This is a genomic window from Spongiibacter tropicus DSM 19543 (assembly GCF_000420325.1).
Taxonomy (GTDB): domain Bacteria; phylum Pseudomonadota; class Gammaproteobacteria; order Pseudomonadales; family Spongiibacteraceae; genus Spongiibacter; species Spongiibacter tropicus.
In genome coordinates this window covers 1,282,153-1,301,289 of the sequence record NZ_ATUS01000001.1, presented here as the reverse complement: position 1 = coordinate 1,301,289, position 19,137 = coordinate 1,282,153, and the positions used below count along the sequence as shown (strand labels likewise).

17 protein-coding genes are annotated in these 19,137 nt (G+C 58.6%); 10 read left to right on the top strand and 7 right to left on the bottom strand.

What is annotated here, in order from left to right; all coding sequences use genetic code 11:
* Positions 1-32 precede the first annotated feature (32 nt).
* From G411_RS0106135 to G411_RS0106110, 6 genes are all read right to left on the bottom strand, one after another.
* The gene (locus G411_RS0106135) at positions 33-1,259 is read right to left on the bottom strand and encodes an NAD(P)/FAD-dependent oxidoreductase (RefSeq protein WP_022958298.1); all 1,227 of its coding nucleotides are present in this window, start codon (positions 1,257-1,259) and stop codon (positions 33-35) included.
* Between the two features lie 50 nt (positions 1,260-1,309).
* A complete protein-coding gene (locus G411_RS0106130; protein ID WP_022958297.1) occupies positions 1,310-2,188 on the bottom strand; it encodes a crotonase/enoyl-CoA hydratase family protein in 879 nt (292 codons plus the stop codon).
* Position 2,189: 1 nt separating this feature from the next.
* Positions 2,190-3,356 carry a thiolase C-terminal domain-containing protein gene (locus G411_RS0106125; RefSeq protein WP_022958296.1) on the bottom strand — a complete coding sequence of 389 codons (1,167 nt, stop codon included), beginning with the start codon at positions 3,354-3,356 and terminating at the stop codon, positions 2,190-2,192.
* Position 3,357: 1 nt separating this feature from the next.
* Positions 3,358-3,768, bottom strand: a complete 411-nt coding sequence (locus G411_RS0106120) for a Zn-ribbon domain-containing OB-fold protein (RefSeq protein WP_022958295.1) — start codon at positions 3,766-3,768, stop codon at positions 3,358-3,360.
* 67 nt (positions 3,769-3,835) lie between these two features.
* Positions 3,836-5,053: a cytochrome P450 gene (locus G411_RS0106115; RefSeq protein WP_022958294.1), complete on the bottom strand. Its 1,218-nt coding sequence runs from the start codon at positions 5,051-5,053 to the stop codon at positions 3,836-3,838.
* A gap of 135 nt (positions 5,054-5,188) precedes the next feature.
* Positions 5,189-5,512, bottom strand: coding sequence for a 2Fe-2S iron-sulfur cluster-binding protein (locus G411_RS0106110; protein WP_022958293.1), 324 nt, complete (start codon positions 5,510-5,512; stop codon positions 5,189-5,191).
* A 196-nt stretch (positions 5,513-5,708) separates the two neighbouring features.
* Here G411_RS0106110 and G411_RS0106105 point away from each other — a divergent pair, with 196 nt between their 5' ends.
* From G411_RS0106105 to G411_RS0106095, 3 genes are read left to right on the top strand one after another with little or no spacing between them, the layout of a single operon-like run.
* A complete protein-coding gene (locus tag G411_RS0106105) occupies positions 5,709-7,319 on the top strand; it encodes a GMC family oxidoreductase (protein ID WP_028968199.1) in 1,611 nt (536 codons plus the stop codon).
* A 1-nt stretch (position 7,320) separates the two neighbouring features.
* Positions 7,321-8,460 (top strand): acyl-CoA dehydrogenase family protein, encoded by a 1,140-nt coding sequence (locus G411_RS0106100; protein WP_022958291.1) that lies wholly within the window; start codon positions 7,321-7,323, stop codon positions 8,458-8,460.
* Positions 8,457-9,944, top strand: coding sequence for an aldehyde dehydrogenase family protein (locus G411_RS0106095; RefSeq protein ID WP_084495325.1), 1,488 nt, complete (start codon positions 8,457-8,459; stop codon positions 9,942-9,944). Before G411_RS0106100 ends, G411_RS0106095 begins: the two co-directional genes overlap by 4 nt.
* 22 nt (positions 9,945-9,966) lie before the next feature.
* Here G411_RS0106095 and G411_RS19590 read toward each other — a convergent pair whose 3' ends face one another.
* Entirely contained in the window at positions 9,967-10,560 is a 594-nt protein-coding gene (locus tag G411_RS19590) for a TetR/AcrR family transcriptional regulator (RefSeq protein ID WP_022958289.1), read from the bottom strand.
* Positions 10,561-10,766: 206 nt separating this feature from the next.
* Between G411_RS19590 and G411_RS0106085 the strand changes: the two genes are divergently transcribed.
* The 7 genes from G411_RS0106085 (at position 10,767) to G411_RS0106055 (ending at position 18,870) form a co-directional block, all read left to right on the top strand.
* The gene (locus tag G411_RS0106085) at positions 10,767-11,546 is read left to right on the top strand and encodes an SDR family NAD(P)-dependent oxidoreductase (protein WP_022958288.1); all 780 of its coding nucleotides are present in this window, start codon (positions 10,767-10,769) and stop codon (positions 11,544-11,546) included.
* Between the two features lie 46 nt (positions 11,547-11,592).
* Positions 11,593-12,738 carry an acyl-CoA dehydrogenase family protein gene (locus G411_RS0106080; RefSeq protein WP_022958287.1) on the top strand — a complete coding sequence of 382 codons (1,146 nt, stop codon included), beginning with the start codon at positions 11,593-11,595 and terminating at the stop codon, positions 12,736-12,738.
* A 57-nt stretch (positions 12,739-12,795) separates the two neighbouring features.
* Positions 12,796-13,569: an SDR family NAD(P)-dependent oxidoreductase gene (locus G411_RS0106075; RefSeq protein ID WP_022958286.1), complete on the top strand. Its 774-nt coding sequence runs from the start codon at positions 12,796-12,798 to the stop codon at positions 13,567-13,569.
* Between the two features lie 66 nt (positions 13,570-13,635).
* Entirely contained in the window at positions 13,636-14,400 is a 765-nt protein-coding gene (locus G411_RS0106070; RefSeq protein ID WP_022958285.1) for a crotonase/enoyl-CoA hydratase family protein, read from the top strand.
* Positions 14,401-14,426: 26 nt separating this feature from the next.
* A complete protein-coding gene (locus G411_RS0106065) occupies positions 14,427-15,662 on the top strand; it encodes an acetyl-CoA C-acetyltransferase (protein WP_022958284.1) in 1,236 nt (411 codons plus the stop codon).
* Positions 15,663-16,169: 507 nt separating this feature from the next.
* The gene (locus G411_RS19585) at positions 16,170-18,374 is read left to right on the top strand and encodes a TonB-dependent receptor (RefSeq protein WP_022958283.1); all 2,205 of its coding nucleotides are present in this window, start codon (positions 16,170-16,172) and stop codon (positions 18,372-18,374) included.
* Between the two features lie 43 nt (positions 18,375-18,417).
* Positions 18,418-18,870 carry a hypothetical protein gene (locus G411_RS0106055; RefSeq protein WP_022958282.1) on the top strand — a complete coding sequence of 151 codons (453 nt, stop codon included), beginning with the start codon at positions 18,418-18,420 and terminating at the stop codon, positions 18,868-18,870.
* The last annotated feature ends 267 nt before the right edge of the window (positions 18,871-19,137 follow it).

Here is a 19,137-nt window from a genome sequence, read left to right as displayed (position 1 = left end):
ACTATTCCTTTAAAGGGCTTGGGGGCTGCCTGTCAGTCAGCGAACAGGGTTTTAACATCAATACTTTCGTCGGCCACCTTGGCGGGGTCGGCGCTTTTGCCTTCCGCGAGAAAGCGCTTGGCCATCATAAATTCCTTGGGGCGGTTAATGGCGTCGACCGCCAGCAGCGTATCGCCCGCGTAGTAAAACGCGGCAAAGCTGCGGCCGGTGGTGGTGTCACCGCGCAGTACGACCCGATCGAAACCCTGGGAATAGCCAGCAATCTGCAGCTTCAGGTCGTATTGATCGGACCAGAACCAGGGCAGGGCGCAGTAAGGTTCCAGTTTGCCGCACAGCGTGCGCGCCGCTACCTTGGCCTGGTCGTTGGCGTTTTGCACCGACTCCAACCGCAGCTGCGCGCTGTAAATGGGGTTGTAGTGGCGGGTGCAGTCACCGGCGGCAACAATATTGGCGTCGCTTGTGCGGGCGAATTCGTCCACCAGGATGCCATTATCGGTTTCCAGCCCGGCCTGTTCTGCCAGCTCGGTGGCGGGCAGCACGCCCACGCCAATCAGCACCACATCGGCGGGCAGGTTGCGGCCGTCGGTCAGGCTGACGCCGCGTACCCGGGTGTCGCCGCTAATGGCCTCGATGCTGGCGCCAGTAATAATCTCAGTGCCTTCTTCGCGGTGAACGCGACTGTAAAACGCGGAAATTTCCGCCGAGGTGACGCGCGCCAATACCCGCGGCTGGGCCTCAAGCACGGTCACCGCCATGCCCAGTTTGCGCATCGATGCCGCCGCCTCCAGGCCAATATAGCCACCGCCGATGACCACCGCCGATTTCCCCGGGCCGATGTATTTGCGAATCTGGTGGGCGTCGCGCAAATCGCGCAGGTAGCAAACACCGTCCAGCTCGCTGCCGGGAATCGGGAGTTTGCGTACCCTGGCGCCGGTGGTCAGGGCGAGCTTGCTGTAGGGAATTTCGCCGCCATCGTGAAGCAGGACCTTTTTAGCCTGCCGGTCGATGGCGGTAACAGTGCTGCCCAGCAGCAGGTCGATGCGGTTTTTTTCGTAGAACTCGGCGGGGCGAATCAGCAGCTCGCTGTCACTTTTCTCACCGCTGAGCGCGGCCTTCGACAACGGTGGGCGGTGGTAGGGTGGGGTGGGCTCGGCGCCGATCAGGGTGATGGCACCCTCCCAGCCTTCCTGCCGCAACGAGGCGGCCAGTTGCGCAGCGGCGTGGCTGCCGCCGATGATTACACAATGCTCGTTTGTCATGGGTCATCTCCCTGCGCGTGCGAGCCGCTGTGGCCGCAGCGCGGTGCGTGTTATTTTTTTGCTGGCGCCGGGCGGTACGTCGGTTCGTCTCGCCAGGGGTAGTCGCCGGGCATATCCTGAGACACCCGGTCGCTGAATTGCGGCGGGCGCTTGGCCAGGAACGAGGCAACACCTTCGCGGGCGTCGGCGCTGTCTCCCCGGGCGGCAACCAGGCGGCTGTCGAGCTGGTGGGCCTCCATGGGGTGATTCATTTCCAGCCCCTGCCACAGCATTTGCCGGGTCAGCGCCACCGAGACCGGCGCGGCGTTGTCGATGATTTCCCGGGCAATTTCCCGGGCGCGATCCAGCAATTGCTCGGCGGGCACAATCTCGCTGAGCAAGCCTGCTTCCCGCAGCTCCGTGGCGTCGATCAGCCGCCCGCTGTAGCACCAGGCCAGCGCCCGCGAAATGCCGACAATGCGGGGAAGGAAATACGATGACGCCGCCTCGGGCACAATGCCGCGGCGGGCAAACACAAAGCCCGCCTTGCATTGCTGACTGCCCAGGCGAATATCCATGGCTAGGGTCAGGGTAATACCCACCCCCACGGCGGCGCCGTTGATGGCGGCAATAATGGGTTTCAGGCTGCGGTAAATGCGCAGGGTCATCAGGCCGCCAATATCGCGGTTGACGCCATCACTACCCGCTTCTGCCCCCGCGTTTACCTCGCTGAGAGCGTCGTCGCCCGCGGATAAATCGGCGCCCGCGCAAAAGGCCTTGCCCGCACCGGTCACAATCACCGCTTTAACGGCATCGTCGGCGTCGCTGCGATCCAGCAAGGCGATAAATGCCATTGCCATCTCGCGGGTGAGGGCATTGAGTTTGTCGGGGCGGTTAAAAGTGAGGATGGCAATGCCATCTTCCACGCGATAGTCGATAGCCTTGGTCATATCAGAGTGCCTCTGTGCCAAACAGCGCTGAACTGACCGTCGGCGCGCCCGGCCCGCCCGCCAGCAGGCAGACTTTCGCATCGGGCACCGGGTTGGCCGATTCGCCGCGCAACACCCGCACCGATTCCACCGCCGTGCCAAAGCCGTGAATAAAGCCCTGGGCAAAGTTGCCCCCGGAGGTGTTCACCGGCAGCTTGCCGTGGGGCGCGATAAGGTTTTCAAAACGAATAAACTCGGCGACATTGTCGTAGCTGCAAAAGCCGTGATCGATCAACGAGGCAATGCCCTGGGCACTGAAATTTTCGTAGAGCTGTACCACATCCACATCAGCCGGGCGCAGGCCGGTTTGTTGCCACAGGCGCTCGGCAATCGGACGAAAGCCCGCCGAGTCGTAGTGACGGTCGTTTTCCAGCAGGTCGCCCCAGCCCTGCTCGGCGCCGTTGGCCACGCCTAACAGATGCACCGGCGGCTTGTTCAGGTATTTGGCTTTTTCGCTCGATACCAGCAGGATGGCGCCGGCGCCGTCGTTTTCCCGCGAGCAGTCAAATAGCCGGAAGGGCTCGGCAATCCAGCGACCGTTGCGGTAGGCGTCCAGGTCTAGCTCTTTGCCGTAGCTCATGGCATCGGGGTTGCGGGCGCCGTGGTAATAGGAGGCGCGCACTAACTCTTCAGTGACCGATTGCGGCACGCCGTGGTATTCAAACATGCGCTGGGCGCGCAGGGCGCAGATCTGAGCGGGGGCCAGTACCCCGGCGCCAATAATATGGTCGTTCAGGTGGTGGCGCATGACGGCGGCCGACATACGACCACTGTTGTCTTGCACCAGCGCTCGAAATACCACCACGGCATCGGCCTGACCGCTGCCAATCGCCGCGGCCGCAATGCCAAACGCGGCGGCAATGCCGCCACCGCCACCGCCCCACACCTGGGCATTAACGCGCAGATGGCGGGTGCCGAGGTCGGGCATCAGGCGCACCGGTTCGTTTTTGTCATCGCCGTAGGAAACAAAGCCGTCGATATTGGCGGGGTCGAAACCGGCGTCTTCGCAGGCATCAACAATGGCCCTGACCAGGACGCCCTGTTCGGGCATGGGGGCCTGGCCGCGCTTGTATTGGCGAAGGCCAACGCCCACCGCCGAGACGCCGCCGCAAAATGCTGTGGTGGCCATATTAGTGCTCCCCCTGGTCAGTGAGCTGCCAGCGCAGCGTGGGTAAGGACTCGCCGTCGAACTCGACATGCATCACCTGGCCGCTGACCCGGTCGCCAATACGCAGCCGCGCCGGGTTGCCCTCTAGCGTGCCGAGCAGGCGAGTCTTGCTCGCATGCTCCAGTTCGACCAGCACACTGACAAAGGGCAGGCCGTGCTCCCGCGGGCCGCCAAAGTCGTAGTGGCTGCGGGTCCAGCTGTAAATGCGGCCGCGCGGCTCAACCTCGTGCCATTGCTGTTCCCAGCTGCCGCAGTGGCTGCAGCGATACACGGCAGGCCAGTGCCATTGTTGGCAGTCGCGGCACTGCTGCTGGCTGACGCGGCCATCGCGGAGTGCGTCCCAATACGGGTGATCGGCGCCGACACCTTTCATAACATCCCTCTTTTCGGTTTTATCAACGGGGGGAGACTGCCGGGCACGGCGCGCCCGGCAGAACAGCTCAGCGCGTTTGTACCGTCAGCGGCAGCGCGGTCAGCGCCAGCGAGAAGCCCATGCGGAAGCTCAGTTCGGTGCCGGGGGTGATCTCGAAGGATTTGACGCGCTTGCACCACTCTTCCACCAGAATGCGGATTTCGGTGCGCGCCAGAAAACTGCCCAGACACATATGCGGCCCGGAGGAGAAGGTGAGCGTGCTGGCGTCGTCTTTGGCACGGTCGATATCGAAGACATTGGGGTTACTGTTTTTGCGGTCGTCGCGGCCGGAGATGGGCAGCAGGCACAGCACCATATCGTCTTTTTTGAACTGAATACCGAACACTTCGCAGTCTTGGGCGACGATGCGTGGGTTGCTGATGACCCCGAACAGACGAATGCCTTCTTCCGAGAACTTGGGAATGTCCTCGGGCTGATCCTGCAGGCGCTGCTGCAGCTCGGGCATATTTGCCAGCTGACGGAAGGTGTAACCGGTGACATTGGCCACGGTGTCCATGCCGCCGAGGAACAGCAGAAAACACATGTTCTGCATTTCTTCCAGGCTGATCGGCTCGCCGTTGACCTTGATGTCGAGAATCTTGGTCATCAGATCGTCGGCGGGCTGCTCTTTTTTCGCCATCAGAATTTCCGTCATGATCATAATGATCTGGGCGCTGAGCTGATGGATTTTTTCCTGATCATTGGTGCTGAAAAAGGCGTCGGACAGCTCGCGGAACTCCCACAGGCGATCCATGGGCATGCCCATCAGCTCCATGAAAATACTCACCGGATAGACCGAGGCAATTTCTTGCACAAAGTCGAAGGTATTGCCCTTGCTCAGGGCCTCGTCGATCAGCTTGCCCGCCCACAGGCGCACTTTGTCTTCCAGGCTTTTAATGGCGCGGGGCGAAAAGGCCGGCATCAGCGCCTGGCGGAAGGCAATATTGTTGGGTGGGTCGAGGTTCAAAGGAATGAAAAACGGCGGGTTTTCAATGCGCGGAATTTGCATTTCCTTGGCCGAAAAATTCTCGTAATTCTCCACCACCTTCTTTATTTCATCGAAGCGGGTCACGACCCAATGGCCGCCGTTTTTGGGCGTGTAGAAAATGGCTGGGGCGTCGTTGTGCAGGGTTTGCAGGCTGGCATGCACTTCGTTGTTCACACGCGGATCGCCGTGGTAGTCGTAATTAAAAATCAGGGACTGGGGGACATGGTCGGGCACGTGTTCCGCAATGGGGCTAGACATGGGGTTTTTCCTCACCGATAGCGCTGGGCTAAACATTATTATTGACGGCCGGCTGTTCAGTGGCGGGGAAAGCGCCCGCTGGTGCCGGTTGGATTGATATTAATCTATCGTTGTTAGTTATGTAAATAGCTGCGCTCACCGCTGGCTTTCGGGCAGGCGCAGCACGATGCCGTCGATGGCCTCACTCACTTCAAGCTGACAGCACAGCCGGGCATAGGGCTGTGGGTCGGGAACGTATTCCAGCAGCCCCTGTTCCATCTCGCTTTGCTCGGGCAGTTTGTCGAACCAGTCTGCCGACACCATGGCGTGGCAGGTGCCGCAGACCATCGAGCCGCCGCAGTCGGCGAGTATGCCGTCGATATTGTGGCTGACCGCGGCCTCCATCACGCTGCCTTCGGGGGGCACATCGAGGGTGGTTTGCTCGCTGCCGTCGTGGGATTCAAAAATAATTCTCACCATTTGCGGGGCCTCTTGTTATTTGCTTTTCGACCCTTGACCTGGGTCTTAAATCTAAATAGATTAGATAAAAATTAAACGGGTCTGTCAATTGCTCTATGTCGCAAATGCGAGGGCATGGCGGGCAATAATAAAAATGATCAACGCGGGGGTTTGCCTGCCTATGGCGGCGCTGTCGCGTGGCCGGGGACGCTGTTACATGCAACACACTGAATTCGATTACGTCATTATTGGAGCCGGTGCGGCAGGCTGTGTGTTGGCCCATCGGCTGTCGGAAGATCCCGCCATTTCCGTAGCCCTGTTAGAGGCGGGTGGCGAGGACCGGCACCCGCTTATTCATATGCCCAAGGGGTTGGGCAAGTTAATTACCGACCCCAAACTCACCTGGCAATACCCCGCCGAACCGGAAGAGGGGAACGCTTACCAGCCCGAGCATTGGGCCCGTGGGCGGGTGATGGGCGGCTCCAGTTCCCTCAACGGGCTGATGTATGTGCGCGGGCAGCCCGCCGACTTTAATGATATTGCCGCTCAGAGCAGCGAAGACTGGAGCTGGTCGCATATCGGCGCCGCCTATCAAGCGCTGGAACAGCACCAGCTGGGCAGTGGGCCGACCCGGGGCAGCACCGGGCCGCTGAAAATCAGTATGGCCGATCGGCGCACGCCGCTCACCGAGGCAATGGTGGCGGCCGCCGCGCAAATGGGCCTGGCGGTAAGCGAGGATCCCAATCTGCCCAGCGATGCACCCTGCGTGGGTTATGCCGCGCGCACCATCTGGCAGGGGCGGCGACAAAGTGCCGCCAAGGCTTTTATCGCCCCAGTACGGGGGCGCCCCAATTTGCATATTTTCACCCACCAGCTTTGCGACCGCATCGAGTTTGACGAGGGTCGCGCGGTGGCGGTGCTGTGCCAGTCGGCCAAAAACGGCACACCCAGCAGGTTTGCCGCGCGCCGTGAGGTCATTGTCGCGGCCGGGGCGATGGCCTCGCCGGGCATTTTGCAGCGCTCCGGGGTGGGGCCGGCCGAGCGCCTGGCCGCGCTGGGGATTCCACTGGTGGCCGACAGCCCGGAGGTGGGCGAAAACCTGATCGAGCACCGCGGTATTCTGGTGCAGTGGAAGCTGCGCCAGCCGCTGTCAGAAAACGCCGAGTACGCCGGGGTCCGGCTGCTGAAAAACGTGTTCAAGTACTGGTTCAACAAGTCTGGGCCGATGGCCGCGGGGGCCTATGAGGTGGGCGCCTGGTTTGCCTCTGGTGCGTCATCGCGGCCGGATATTCAGTTTCTTATCGCGCCCTTCAGTTTTGATTTAAGCGCCCCCGGCCGCGAAAAGCTCGAGCCGTTTCCCGGCATGAGTATTGTTGGCTACCCGCTGCGCCCCACTTCCCGGGGCAGCATTCACATTGCCAGTCGCGACCCCGCCGCCATGCCGGTGCTGGTGCCCAATTATCGCAGCACCGCCGAGGACCGCGCGCTGATGCAGCGCACGGTTGAGTTGGCGCGGGAGTGGGCCGGGCAGGCGGCTTTGCAGCCGTTTATTGACGCCGAGAGTTATCCCGGGCCGAGCTGCGTGAGCGACGCGCAGATTTTGGCGGCTTTCGACCAGCACGGCAGCTGTGGCTACCACGCGGTGGGTAGTTGTCGCATGGGCGCCGATGCGCAGTCGGTGGTCGACCCGGCGCTGCGGGTTCGCGGCGTTAGCGGCGTGAGGGTGATGGACACCTCGATTATGCCGCAGATTCCCTCGGGCAATACCAACGGGCCGACCATGGCCATGGCCTGGCGCGCCGCCGACATTATTTTACGGGACCACTGATATGGATTTTTCCTTTAGTCAGGAACAGCGCCTGCTGCGCAGCAGCCTTCAGGCCTGTCTGCGCCAGCACGCCGACTTCGCCTCTCACCAGCGGGCGGTTCAGGCTGGCAACGCGTGGCGGCCGGAGTTATGGCAGGCATTGGCTGACCAGCTCGGCGTGCTCGGGCTGGGACTGCGCGACGACAGTGAGCCGCTCGCCGACAACGCCCAGAACACGATGATTGTGATGGAGGAGCTGGGGCGCGCGCTGGCGATAGAACCATATCTTGATGTGGCCATTGTGGCGGGCTACCTGCTGGGGCAGTGGCGCAGCGCCGCCGCACCGGCGCTGCGAGACGCGCTTTGTGCTGGCCGGGCCATGCCGATACTGGCCTGGAGCGAGGAGGGCAGCCACAACGATTTTCGCCAACAGGCCTTACCGGCGCAATGGCGCGATGGCCAGTGGATCTTGAGCGGCCAGAAAACCGTCGTGATGTCGGCGCCGCTGGCCAGCCATTTTATTGTCTCGGCCAGAACCACGGGGCGTGCGGGTGAGGAGCGGGGACTATCACTGTTTGTCGTGCCTGCCGGTACGCCCGGGCTGAGCATCGACCCCTATCCGACCATTGACGAGCGCTGCGCGGCGGACCTGTTGTTTGCGCAGGTTCAGTTGCCCGACTCCGCGCGTCTGGGCGAGCAGGATCAGGCGCTGGCGCTGCTGGAAGCGGCGCGCTGCCACGGCATTGCGGCGCTGAGCGCCGAGGCCGTGGGGGTAATGGAGGCCTTGCTGCAGCAAACGCGGGACTACTGCCAGCAGCGCCGCCAGTTTTCGCAGCCTTTGTCGCGTTTTCAGGTGCTGCAACACCGCATGGTGGATATGTATCTGCAGTTGGAAATGAGCCGCGCTGCCAGCTACCGAGCGACGCTGTCGCTGAGCGCCGATGTACTTGAGCGCGAGCGGTCGGCGGCCGCCGCAAAAGTCACCGTCGCCCGGGCTTGTCGCTTTATTGGCCAAAACGCGGTGCAGTTGCACGGCGGTATGGGGATGAGTGACGACGTGCCGGTGAGCCACTACTTCAAGCGTGCAACGGCCATCGAGCGGGAGCTCGGCAGCGCCGATGAGCAGCTGTTGCGCTATCAGCAACTGGCGGTGAGCGCATGACTGCCACAACGGACAAAAAGCCGGAAGGAGTGGAAGGAATGCTGGCAGATAACATCTCCTGCGGCGACGATCTGCAGTCGCAATTTGCACTGCAGCGCGAGGCCTTTGCCGCCGAGCGGTATCCGAGCTTGGCCAGCCGCCTCGACCGCATACGTCGCATTGTCGATTTTGTGGTCGATCAACAGGAGGCCATTGTGGCGGCCACTGTTAAAGACTGGTTGCACAAGCCCGCGGCCTTTATCAAAGCGGTGGAAATTCTGCCAGTGATTAATCACGCCAAGGCGGTAAGCAAGCGACTGCCAAGCTGGCTGCGCGACGAGCGACGTAAGGCCGATTTTCCCTTCAATCTGCTGGGTGCCAAAGCCTATATCCGCTATCAGCCGCTGGGCGTGGTGGGCGTGATGGTGCCCTGGAACGGCCCGGTGGCCATGGCGATGGTTGCGGCGATTGATGCTTTTTCGGCGGGCAATCGAGTGATGGTGAAGATTTCCGAATATTCCCCGGCGGCGGCTGCCATGCTGGCAGAAACCTTGCCCCGCTACTTTGACGCCAGCGAACTGAGCATTGTGACCGGTGAAGTCGGGGTGTCGCGGGCTTTTGCCGCGCTGCCGTTTGATCATTTGATGTATACCGGCAGCGCGGGGACCGCCCGTCACGTGATGGCGGCGGCCGCGCAAAATCTCACCCCGGTTACACTGGAGCTGGGTGGCAAGTCGCCGGTGCTTGTCGACCGCCACGCCGACCTTCAATACGCCGCCCAGCGCACGGTTAGCGGGCGGCTGATTAACGCCGGGCAGGGCTGTATTACCCCCGATTACGTGTTACTTGAAGCGCCGTGCCTGGAGGCCTTTATCGAGGCAGCGAGCCAGGCGATCCGGCAACTGTACCCGGCTGAATTGCAGGGGCGGGACTACGCCGCGATTGCCACGAACGCGCATTACCAGCGTATGCATGAGCTGCTCGACGATGCCCGGGCCAGTGGTGCGCGCATCATCGAAATAGACGTTGGTGCGACCACTGAGCGGCGCCAGTTCAGTCCGGTGATTGTCGTGGATCCCGCCGACGACAGCCGGGTGATGCAGGAGGAAATCTTTGGCCCGATTCTGGTGGTGAAAACCGTGGCGGATCTCAGCGCCGCCGTGGATTACGTCAATGCCGGGGAGCGCCCGCTGGCGCTGTATTACTTTGGCCATGCCAGCCAGGCAAAGCAGCAGCTGCTTGCGCAGACCCACTCCGGCGGCGTGGCGATTAACGAGGTGATGTTACAGCTGATGATGTCAGACCTGCCCTTTGGCGGTGTGGGGCACAGCGGCATGGGAAGTTACTGGGGCGGCGAGGCTGGCTTCCGGCGTTTTTCTCATGCCAAATCGGTGTTTGAACAGGGTTGGTACAAAAAGGTGGCGGCAATGATGGACCCGCCCTATGGCGCCACCCTGGAAAAAATGCTCAAGCTCGGCATGAAGAAAATACCGCCTCGGTCCTAGTGCTGTGCTGTGCGGCGCGAGCTTAGAACGCGTAGAGAAACGCGCGCAGCACAGCCTCAAACATTTCATCCTCAGACAGGGGATTCGCGTCGATCGCCTCGCTCAGGTGCGGGAATTTTTCCGCCGGGAAGGCTGGCATGGGGTCGGTTTGGGTGGCGGCGCTCATGGCGCCAAACAACGCCGAGCCCAGCGTGAGCTTTTCAATGCCCTCAATCACCTGCATGCGCTGTTCAACGGGCAGATCGACCCGGCCGGACCAGTTGTCGTAGGCCTTGAGCATTAAATAGCGTGGGAAAAACTGCAGCAGTAGCGGAGCAGCCTTGGGATGGCTGAGAATCGAGCGCCGCGTGGCCACCGCCAGTGCGGCTTGTTCTTCACGCCAGTTTTCGTATTCAACATCTTCGCGGGTCACCACGTCGGAAAACAGCAGGCGCGCGACATCAGAAAGAATCTCGGCCTTGTTTTTGAAGTGGTAGTAAAGCGAAGGTGCCTTCACTCCTAGGCGTTTCGCTACTAGTTGCAGGCTGAGACCTTCGACGCCGTTTTCGTCGATGACCTCAAGTGCTGCGCGTACCGCTCGCTCTCGTGAAATTATGGGTTTTGCCGGGCGTCCCATCAAAAATCCCTTTTAGTCGGGCTAAATATTGCCCAAGAGTGTATCAGAGAACGTTGTTATTTAACGAATGCTGATAGTTTTTCGTCTTGGGGTGTGCGTAAAACTATTGATATTAGATAAGAGGCTGGATATGATGGCTCGCATTGACGAATCAGCGGCAAGCCGCACCCCGGCACATCGAATAAGAAATACGTAACGGATGAGATATGAGTGAGCCAATAAGCGAGGCGTTGCGGGTCGACGGGCGCATTGCGCTGGTTACCGGAGCATCAAGTGGTTTTGGTGCGCATTTTTGTAAGCTTCTATCTGCGGCCGGTGCGACAGTAGTGGCTGCGGCGCGGAGAGTGGACCGCCTGGAGACTTTGGTTAGCGAGATATCCGCTGACGGCGGGCGGGCTATGGCCGTAGCGATGGATGTGAATGATGTCGCTTCTGTGACCGCAGCTTTCGATACCGTCGAATCTTCGCTGGGTGTCGTAGATCTCTTGGTCAACAACGCAGGTGTGGCGAATCCAGCTAGTTTCATTGCGACCGACGAGGCGCAGTGGGACTATATCGTAGGCACCAATCTTCAAGCGGTTTGGCGAGTTTCCCGAGAGGCGGCAGAGCGGCTGGTCGGTGCCCAAAAGCCCGGTAGTATCGTTAACATCGCTTCTATTCTGGGATTGCATCCCAGTGTTAATAACACGCTTTACGCCACGGCCAAGGCGGGAGTGGTTCAGCTCACCAGAAATTCCGCTATGGAACTGTGGCGCGACGGTATCCGAGTCAATGCACTTTGCCCTGGCTACTTCGAAACCGAACTGAACGCCGACTTCTTTGCTTCGGAGCGTGGACATAATTACCTGAAAAAAATTCCCCCTCAGAGGCTGGGGCAGTTAGACGAGCTTAATGCGCCACTTTTGTTGTTGGCCAGTGAAGCAGGTTCGTTTATGACCGGCGTGGCGCTGCCGGTAGATGGTGGGCATTTACTGCGGTCTTTGTAGTGTTAACCGGCCGCAATGGTGACGGCCATTTTCTGAAGAGGCTTTCATGCGACATCAGGTCTTTACTGAAGAGCAACAGATCTTTCGCGAATCCTACCGGCGTTTTCTCCACGCTGAGGTAAAGCCGCATCGCGAGCAATGGCGGCGTGACGGCCTGGTGCCCCGGGATATGTTTCGTTTGATGGGCGAACAGGGGTACTTGCTGACCTGGGCTCCGGAAGCACTGGGCGGCCTGGGCGTGGAAGATTTTCGCTATCAACAGATTATGATTGAGGAAGATGCGCTGCACGGGGAGCCCGGGTTTTTCCATACCTTGCATAGCCGCCTCGTAGCTCCTTACCTCAGGCATTTTGGCAGCACTGAGCAGCAGCAACGCTTTATTCCGCGCTGTGTTTCAGGAGAGTGTGTGCTGGCTATTGCCATGACCGAGCCTGACGCGGGCAGCGATCTGGCGGGGATGAAAACTCGAGCCGAGGATTGCGGAGATCATTGGCTTCTCAACGGCTCCAAGGTTTATATCTCCAACGGGATCCTTGCGGATGCAGTGATTGTCGCTGCCAAGACGAATCCGCAGCAGCCCCGTGAAATGACTTTGTTTATTGTCGAGCGAGGTATGGATGGCTTCGAGCGGGGGCGGAATCTCGACAAGCTTGGTCTGAAAGCTCAGGACACCGCTGAGCTGTTTTTCAATAACGTAAAAATACCCAAGAACAACGTTCTCGGTGACGTTGGTCGTGGCATGCAGCAGCTTATGCAGGGGTTGGCGGAAGAGCGGTTGATTACTGCCTGTATTTCCCTCGCAGCGGGCGAGGCGGCCTTTGCATTGACGCGCGACTTTGTGATGGAGCGACAGGCTTTTGGTGGGCCACTGTCGGCCCTGCAGAATACCCGCTTCAAAATGGCGGCGATGCGAACTGAGCTGGATGTCGCCCAAGCCTATATTGACCGCTGCGTTGCCCAGCACAACGAGGGATTGCTGTCGGCAGTGTCGGCTTCTCAGGCGAAATACTACTGCTCGGAGGTCGAGGGCCGGGCGGTGGACGAGGGGCTGCAGTTGCACGGCGGTGCCGGTTATATGCAGGAATATGAAATTTGTAATTTGTATGCCAATGCCCGAATCAGTCGGATTCTGGCTGGTACCTCCGAAATTATGAAAGAAATCGTCGCCCGCGACATGTTTGGCGGTAAGTGACGGCAATTAACTTAGTGATGACCTGTACAGGGTTGTAATCGAAAAAGGATAGAGATCATGGATATTAATAACAAAGTCGCGATTGTGACTGGTGGAGCCTCTGGTTTGGGCGAAGCGACCGTACGTGCTTATGTCGACAAGGGCGCATCTGTGGCCATTTTTGACCTGAATGAAGAGCGTGCCAAGACCATTATCGCTGAGTTGGGCGAGGACAAAGTTGCCTTCTTCAACGTGAATGTCGCCGATGAGGCCTCTGTAAAAGAAGCTATTGACGGTGTGTTGGCAAGGTTTAAGGCGATTCATATTTGCAATAACTACGCAGGGATCGGTAATGCTATTAAAACATTGGGTAAGAATGGCCCCTTCCCCCTCGCAGACTACTGCCATGTAATCAATATTAATCTGATTGGTACGTTTAATGTGGCGCGCCTGGCTGCCGAACAAATGGCTAAGAATGCGCCCTACGATGAAGTAAATGCCCGCGGTGTAATCATTAATACCGCGTCGGTGGCGGCCTACGAAGGGCAAATTGGCCAACTGGCCTACAGCGCGTCCAAGGGCGGTGTGGTAGGCATGACTTTACCGATGGCGCGCGATTTGGCCTCTTACGGTATTCGCGTGAATACCATTGTGCCCGGTCTGATCCACACGCCGCTGTTCGAAACCCTGCCCGAAGAGGCTTACAAATCTCTTGAGGCCAGCGTGGTGAACCCCAAGCGCCTGGGTCGCCCCGAAGAAATTGCCCACCTGTCGGTATTTATTGCCGAGAACGAATACATGAACGGTGAGTGCGTACGCTTGGACGGCGCCATTCGCATGCAGCCTCGCTAAGCACCCAGCAGGATATTTACCAAGCACGAGGCGAACGGCCCGTGATGACAACACTAAGGAATCGCTATGAATGATGCTGTGCTGGTTGCCGTCGACAACGGCGTGATGACTGTAACCCTGAATCGCCCAAAGGCGAAAAACGCGGTAAACCTGGATGTTGCTAAAGGTATTGCGGCGGCCATGGATCAATTAGACAGCGATCCGGCCATTCGCGTTGCCATTATTACCGGCGCGGGCGGTACCTTCTGTGCAGGGATGGACTTAAAAGCTTTTGTCAGCGGCGAACTGCCGGTGATTAAGGGACGCGGTTTTGCCGGATTGTGTGAAAAGCGCCCGCGTAAACCGCTAATTGCCGCTGTTGAGGGCTATGCATTGGCGGGTGGTTTTGAAATTGCCCTGAGCTGCGACTTGATCGTGGCGGCGGAAAACAGCCAGTTTGGTATTCCCGAGGCCAAACGCGGTCTGGCGGCTGCTGCCGGTGGCCTTATGCGGCTGCCCCGGCAAACCCCGCTGCGCGTGGCGATGGAGCTGGCGCTCACCGGCGACTTTATGGATGCCCAGCGGGCGTTGAATCTCGGTTTGGTGAATCAATGCGTGCCCGCAGGCGAGGTACTGGGCGCGGCCAAGGCCATGGCGGCAAAAATCGTGGCCAATGCGCCGCTGTCCATCGAGTCGTCTAAGCAGGTGATTTACGAGTCGGCAGATTGGCAGGACGGCGAGATGTTTGGCAAACAAGCAGAGATTGTCGATCCGATCTTTTCCAGTAAAGATGCCATTGAGGGCGCCCGGGCATTTGCCGAGAAGCGGGCACCCCAGTGGCAAGGAAAATAATAACGGCCTAATGGCGAGGATAAACAATGAAAGAGGCTTGGATTATTGATGCCTGTCGCACCCCGCGGGGGATAGGTAAGGTGGGTAAGGGGTCGCTGGCGGGTATTCATCCCCAGCAACTGGGCGCTACGGTGCTCAAGGCGATCGCCGAGCGCAATGCCCTGAATACTGCCGATGTGGATGATATCGTCTGGGGCACCAGCTCCCAGCGCGGCGAGCAGGGCAATGACCTGGGCCGTATGGCCGCGCTGGATGCCGGCTACAACATTGCCTCCAGCGCGGTCACGCTCGACCGGTTTTGTGGCTCGGGGATTACCGCGGTGAACATGGCGGCGGCCAGTATTGCGGCGGGCTTTGAAGACCTGGTGATTGCCGGTGGCACCGAGATGATGTCGAACTACGGCCACGAGGGGAATTTAGGCCCGATTTTTATGGACGCGGGCAATCTGCGTCTGCGCGAGGCGCATCCGCAGCCGCATCAGGGCGTGTGTGCCGATGCCATTGCCACGCTGGAGAAGATCAGCCGCCAGAGCCTGGACGAGCTGGCCGCACTCAGCCAGGAGCGCGCGGCTGCCGCCATTGCCGGTGGGCATTTTGACCGCAGCCTGATTCCGGTGTATCGGCAGGACGGCTCACTGGCGCTGGACCGCGAGGAATTCCCCCGCCCGGGCACCACTGTGGAGGCGCTGGCGGGCCTGCGCCCGGCCTTCGAACAACTGGCCTACGCGCCGCTGGACGAGCAGGGCACAAGCTATGCGAGTTTGATTCACAAGGTCTATCCGGATCTGAAAATTCAGCATGTGCATCACGGTGGCAACTCCTCTGGCGTGGTTGATGGCGCGGCGGCCTTGCTGCTGTCATCGCCCGAGTACGCCAAGCAACACGGTTTAAAGCCCCGTGCCAAGGTGCTGGCCATCGCCAATATGGGCGACTCGCCAACCTTAATGCTCAATGCCCCGGTGCCCGCCACGCGCAAGGTGTTGAAGAAGGCGGGCCTGACGCTGGACGATATCGACCTGTTCGAGATCAATGAGGCCTTTGCAGTGGTCGCCGAGAAATACATCCGCGATCTGGGTCTGGATCGCAACAAAGTGAATGTGAATGGCGGGGCGATGGCCCTGGGGCATCCCATTGGTTGCACGGGCGCCATGCTGATTGGCACTGTGCTTGACGAACTGGAGCGGCGCGATCTCAAGCGCGGCTTGGTGACCATGTGTGCAGCGGGCGGCATGGCGCCGGCTATTATCATCGAGAGGCTATAACGGCTTGCCGGGGGCGGGTCGTGCCTGCCCCCGGTCGCGTTGTTTTGTCTTGCCCATTCCGTGGCGCTTGCCGGAAAGATCTAGGGTTTTTATACGCGTTAATTGTAATATTCTGGGTTGCTAATAGCGCCTTGGAATAATAGCTATTTGCCGCTAAAAAATCGCCACTTAGCTCATTTGTTTTGTTGGTTAACGTATTGATATTTAAGAATAATAAATAAATTTTAGACGCCATTAACGAATGTTAATAGTTTTTGTTGACATACGTAGTTACCCCTATCTAGAATGCTTGTCTAACGGCGTTAGATAAAAATTAGTCGCCACTATTATTCTAATGATAATTAACAGGATGGTTTTGCGGTGAGCTTACTCAGTCGAAAATTACTACCCTTAGGTATTCCCTGCCCGAGTAGAAAAGCGGCCCTTAGTCTGGCGGTAGCTGCACTAAGCGCAGCGTCGCCTGCTCTTGCTCAGCAAGAGGCTCGGGCCAAAGGCACGAGCCGCCTCATGGAAGAGGTGGTGGTGATGGCGCAAAAGCGGACCGAAAATGCGCAGGACGTGCCTATTGCCCTGGCGGCGTTTACCGCCGACAAGATGGACGCCATGGGCATTGACGATCCCAAGGATTTGGCGCAATTTACGCCGGGCATGTACTACGGCCAAACGGTGAACTTTGCGGTGGTGTATATTCGCGGAGTGGGCAGCGATGCCTTCCTTCCCGACTCCGATCCCAGTATCGCCACCTACATCGACGGCATTTATTACCCCTTTGCCAATGGTCAGTCGCAGTCCTTTGGCGCGGTAGAGCGGGTAGAGGTATTGAAAGGCCCGCAGGGAACCCTGTTTGGTCGAAACTCTACCGGCGGCGCGATTAATATCATCACCCGCGATCCAGGCATCGAGCCGGAAATTTCCCTGCAGGGCAGTTATTCCGGCCAGTTTGAAGATAAAAATGTTCGGGCGCATGTGAGTTACCCCTTTGCCGACTGGCTGGCGGCCAGTGTGTCGTACACCAAGCAGATTGCCGACAATTACTATGAGGGCATGCGGGGTGATGGCGAGGGCGGCTTTGAGCCTTTCCCCGAGGAAGAGTCTGAGGGCTTTCGTTACAAGCTTCGCTTCTCGCCCACTGAAGATATCGATCTCAACGCGGCGTATATCAAGTACGAACAGTACGGCGTGAGCTCCACCGCCATGCCGAATGTGGCGCCCAGCGCGCTGTCTAAGGGGCTGGGGATCACCGCTGAGGAGAAGGACTACCAGGTTAAGGTCGACGTCCCCAGTTATTTCTCGCTGGACAACGAGGTGCTCTACGGTGAGTTTGAGTGGCGCACCAATTGGTTCGATGTAAAAGTGCTGGCCAGCAAGCAGGATATTGTCACCGACAATGTTTACGACTTCGATGGCTCGGATACCCCGTTTATCACCTTCGACGCCAAAGGCCAGTTTGCCGACGTAAAAACCCAAGAAATTCAGTTTCTGTCTAACGAAAACTCGCCCCACTGGATCGAGTGGATTGTGGGCGCCTTTCATCTGAACCAGGAGTCGGGCTTCCCGCTTAACCGCCTGTCGGCGCTTGGACTCGATCTTAACGACGGGGCGTTATTGGGAATTCCGTTGCCTGAAAGCATCAATAATCTAGTAGATTTACTGGGCAGTATAGTGCCGGTCATTCCCGACGGCGTATCGCTGGGTTTGGTGTCTAAGCTGGGTACAGAGTCCACTGCCTATTTTGCCCAGACCACCCTGCACTTTACCGATTGGATGAGCCTGACATTGGGCGGGCGGTATCAGGAAGAGGAGCGTTACGTTGTTGAGTCAAGTGTTTCCTTGGTTAACATCGATGGAAGTACTACAAGGGCAATTCCTTTTGATCGGCCGCGCGCGGAGGACGAAAACTTCTCGCCAAAAGTGACCTTGAGCCTGACGCCTGCCGACGATGTGATGCTTTACGCCACCTACACCCAGGGCTATAAGAGCGGCACATTTAATACTGTGAACGTCTACGACCAGCCGGAATATGTGCGCCCGGAAACCGTCACCACTTACGAGCTGGGGCTGAAGTCACAGTGGTTTGATCGTACGCTCACCGTTAACGCGGCGATCTTCCAGAATGAGATCGAAGACCTTCAGGTGCAGTTTATTTCGCTGCTCAGCGGCGGTGCCGTGTCGCTGGAAAACGCCGGTGGCGCAGAAATCAAGGGCATCGACTTCGACGTGCAATGGGTGCCCATGCCCAATATGAACCCCGGCCTGGTACTGGCACTGACCGGCTCCTTCCTGGACTCAGAATACACCTCGTATAAAGAGGGCAGTGGCTATAACGAAGGCGATGGTCTCTACAACTTCAAGAACGGTGATTTTACAGGCAACCGCGTAACCCGAACGCCCGAGTTCAGTGGCAGTATTGGTGTTAACCAGGTGTGGTCGCCGTTCAGCTTTGGCGAGTTTGAGCTCAATGCCAGCATGTACTACAACGATGGCTTCTACTATCTGGCGCAGAACTCGCCAGTGTCGTTCGAGGAAGACTACTACGTCGTGGACGCTGCGCTGAGCTTTCTTCACTACGACAGCAATATTCGCATCACCGCCTTTGGCAAAAACATTAATGATGCCCGCTACACCTATTCGCAGTTTCACACCGACGCCGGACGCTCCGATTATCTGGCACCGCCGACAACGTACGGCGTGCGGCTGAACTGGGATTACTAACGACGCTTCGAATACTGTTAACAATAATGACGAGGTAACAATAATGAAAAAAATGCTGATGACCGTAATGACCCTGCTGGTGCTTGCCGGCAACTCCCCCAAGCTGCTGGCGGCCCCGGTCCTGGATTTGTCGCCCCTAGTGCCGGTGGGGCTGGTGACAGATCTCACCAGTGTTGCCGTGGGCGAGGCGCTGCCCGTGCTGGCTGGTTTGCTGCTCAATAATCCGCTTTCGGAGCCGCTGGTGAACAACTTTGGTATGGCAAAGCCCTTGACTGACCTGCTGTTGGGTGGCGATACCCTCAAGGGCCTGACCACGCTTTACGGCCCGCTGGATGCGGTGCTGCTGCCGGTGGTTGACGTCACGGCAGGACTGACCTCGGTGTTGACCGGCGGTCAGGCGGGCAGTCCGTCGGGCGGTATCGACGCCATTCCTCTGGGCTTTCTTGTCGATCCCGTGGAAATACTGATGAGCATGTCGCCAAACCTGGCTCCGTAATACTTGTTTCCTGCATTCCTATTAAAAATGTGTGTTGCCTGGTAATTCTAGGCCCTCTTATTGCCAGCCATTAGGCTGGCTTTTTTGTATGAGTGTGTTGGGGAAGGGCTTATGAGTGTCGAAGCGTTTGGTGCCCGTTTATGGCTATTGATGGGCGCAAAAGTAAATATATGGCCTACCTTCACTAAATTTATTGCGGCTAATGAAGGGCACATGGTTTTTCTGAATCGATGACAGACTGCGATAATGAGACACAGGGGAAAGAGG

What these genes read in the sequence shown, in the direction of transcription:
- G411_RS0106135 (WP_022958298.1), bottom strand. Translation starts at nt 1,259, where the DNA reads ATGACAAACGAGCATTGTGTAATCATCGGCGGCAGCCACGCCGCTGCG.
- G411_RS0106130 (WP_022958297.1), bottom strand. Translation starts at nt 2,188, where the DNA reads ATGACCAAGGCTATCGACTATCGCGTGGAAGATGGCATTGCCATCCTC.
- G411_RS0106125 (WP_022958296.1), bottom strand. Translation starts at nt 3,356, where the DNA reads ATGGCCACCACAGCATTTTGCGGCGGCGTCTCGGCGGTGGGCGTTGGC.
- G411_RS0106120 (WP_022958295.1), bottom strand. Translation starts at nt 3,768, where the DNA reads ATGAAAGGTGTCGGCGCCGATCACCCGTATTGGGACGCACTCCGCGAT.
- G411_RS0106115 (WP_022958294.1), bottom strand. Translation starts at nt 5,053, where the DNA reads ATGTCTAGCCCCATTGCGGAACACGTGCCCGACCATGTCCCCCAGTCC.
- G411_RS0106110 (WP_022958293.1), bottom strand. Translation starts at nt 5,512, where the DNA reads ATGGTGAGAATTATTTTTGAATCCCACGACGGCAGCGAGCAAACCACC.
- G411_RS0106105 (WP_028968199.1), top strand. Translation starts at nt 5,709, where the DNA reads ATGCAACACACTGAATTCGATTACGTCATTATTGGAGCCGGTGCGGCA.
- G411_RS0106100 (WP_022958291.1), top strand. Translation starts at nt 7,321, where the DNA reads ATGGATTTTTCCTTTAGTCAGGAACAGCGCCTGCTGCGCAGCAGCCTT.
- G411_RS0106095 (WP_084495325.1), top strand. Translation starts at nt 8,457, where the DNA reads ATGACTGCCACAACGGACAAAAAGCCGGAAGGAGTGGAAGGAATGCTG.
- G411_RS19590 (WP_022958289.1), bottom strand. Translation starts at nt 10,560, where the DNA reads ATGGGACGCCCGGCAAAACCCATAATTTCACGAGAGCGAGCGGTACGC.
- G411_RS0106085 (WP_022958288.1), top strand. Translation starts at nt 10,767, where the DNA reads ATGAGTGAGCCAATAAGCGAGGCGTTGCGGGTCGACGGGCGCATTGCG.
- G411_RS0106080 (WP_022958287.1), top strand. Translation starts at nt 11,593, where the DNA reads ATGCGACATCAGGTCTTTACTGAAGAGCAACAGATCTTTCGCGAATCC.
- G411_RS0106075 (WP_022958286.1), top strand. Translation starts at nt 12,796, where the DNA reads ATGGATATTAATAACAAAGTCGCGATTGTGACTGGTGGAGCCTCTGGT.
- G411_RS0106070 (WP_022958285.1), top strand. Translation starts at nt 13,636, where the DNA reads ATGAATGATGCTGTGCTGGTTGCCGTCGACAACGGCGTGATGACTGTA.
- G411_RS0106065 (WP_022958284.1), top strand. Translation starts at nt 14,427, where the DNA reads ATGAAAGAGGCTTGGATTATTGATGCCTGTCGCACCCCGCGGGGGATA.
- G411_RS19585 (WP_022958283.1), top strand. Translation starts at nt 16,170, where the DNA reads ATGGAAGAGGTGGTGGTGATGGCGCAAAAGCGGACCGAAAATGCGCAG.
- G411_RS0106055 (WP_022958282.1), top strand. Translation starts at nt 18,418, where the DNA reads ATGAAAAAAATGCTGATGACCGTAATGACCCTGCTGGTGCTTGCCGGC.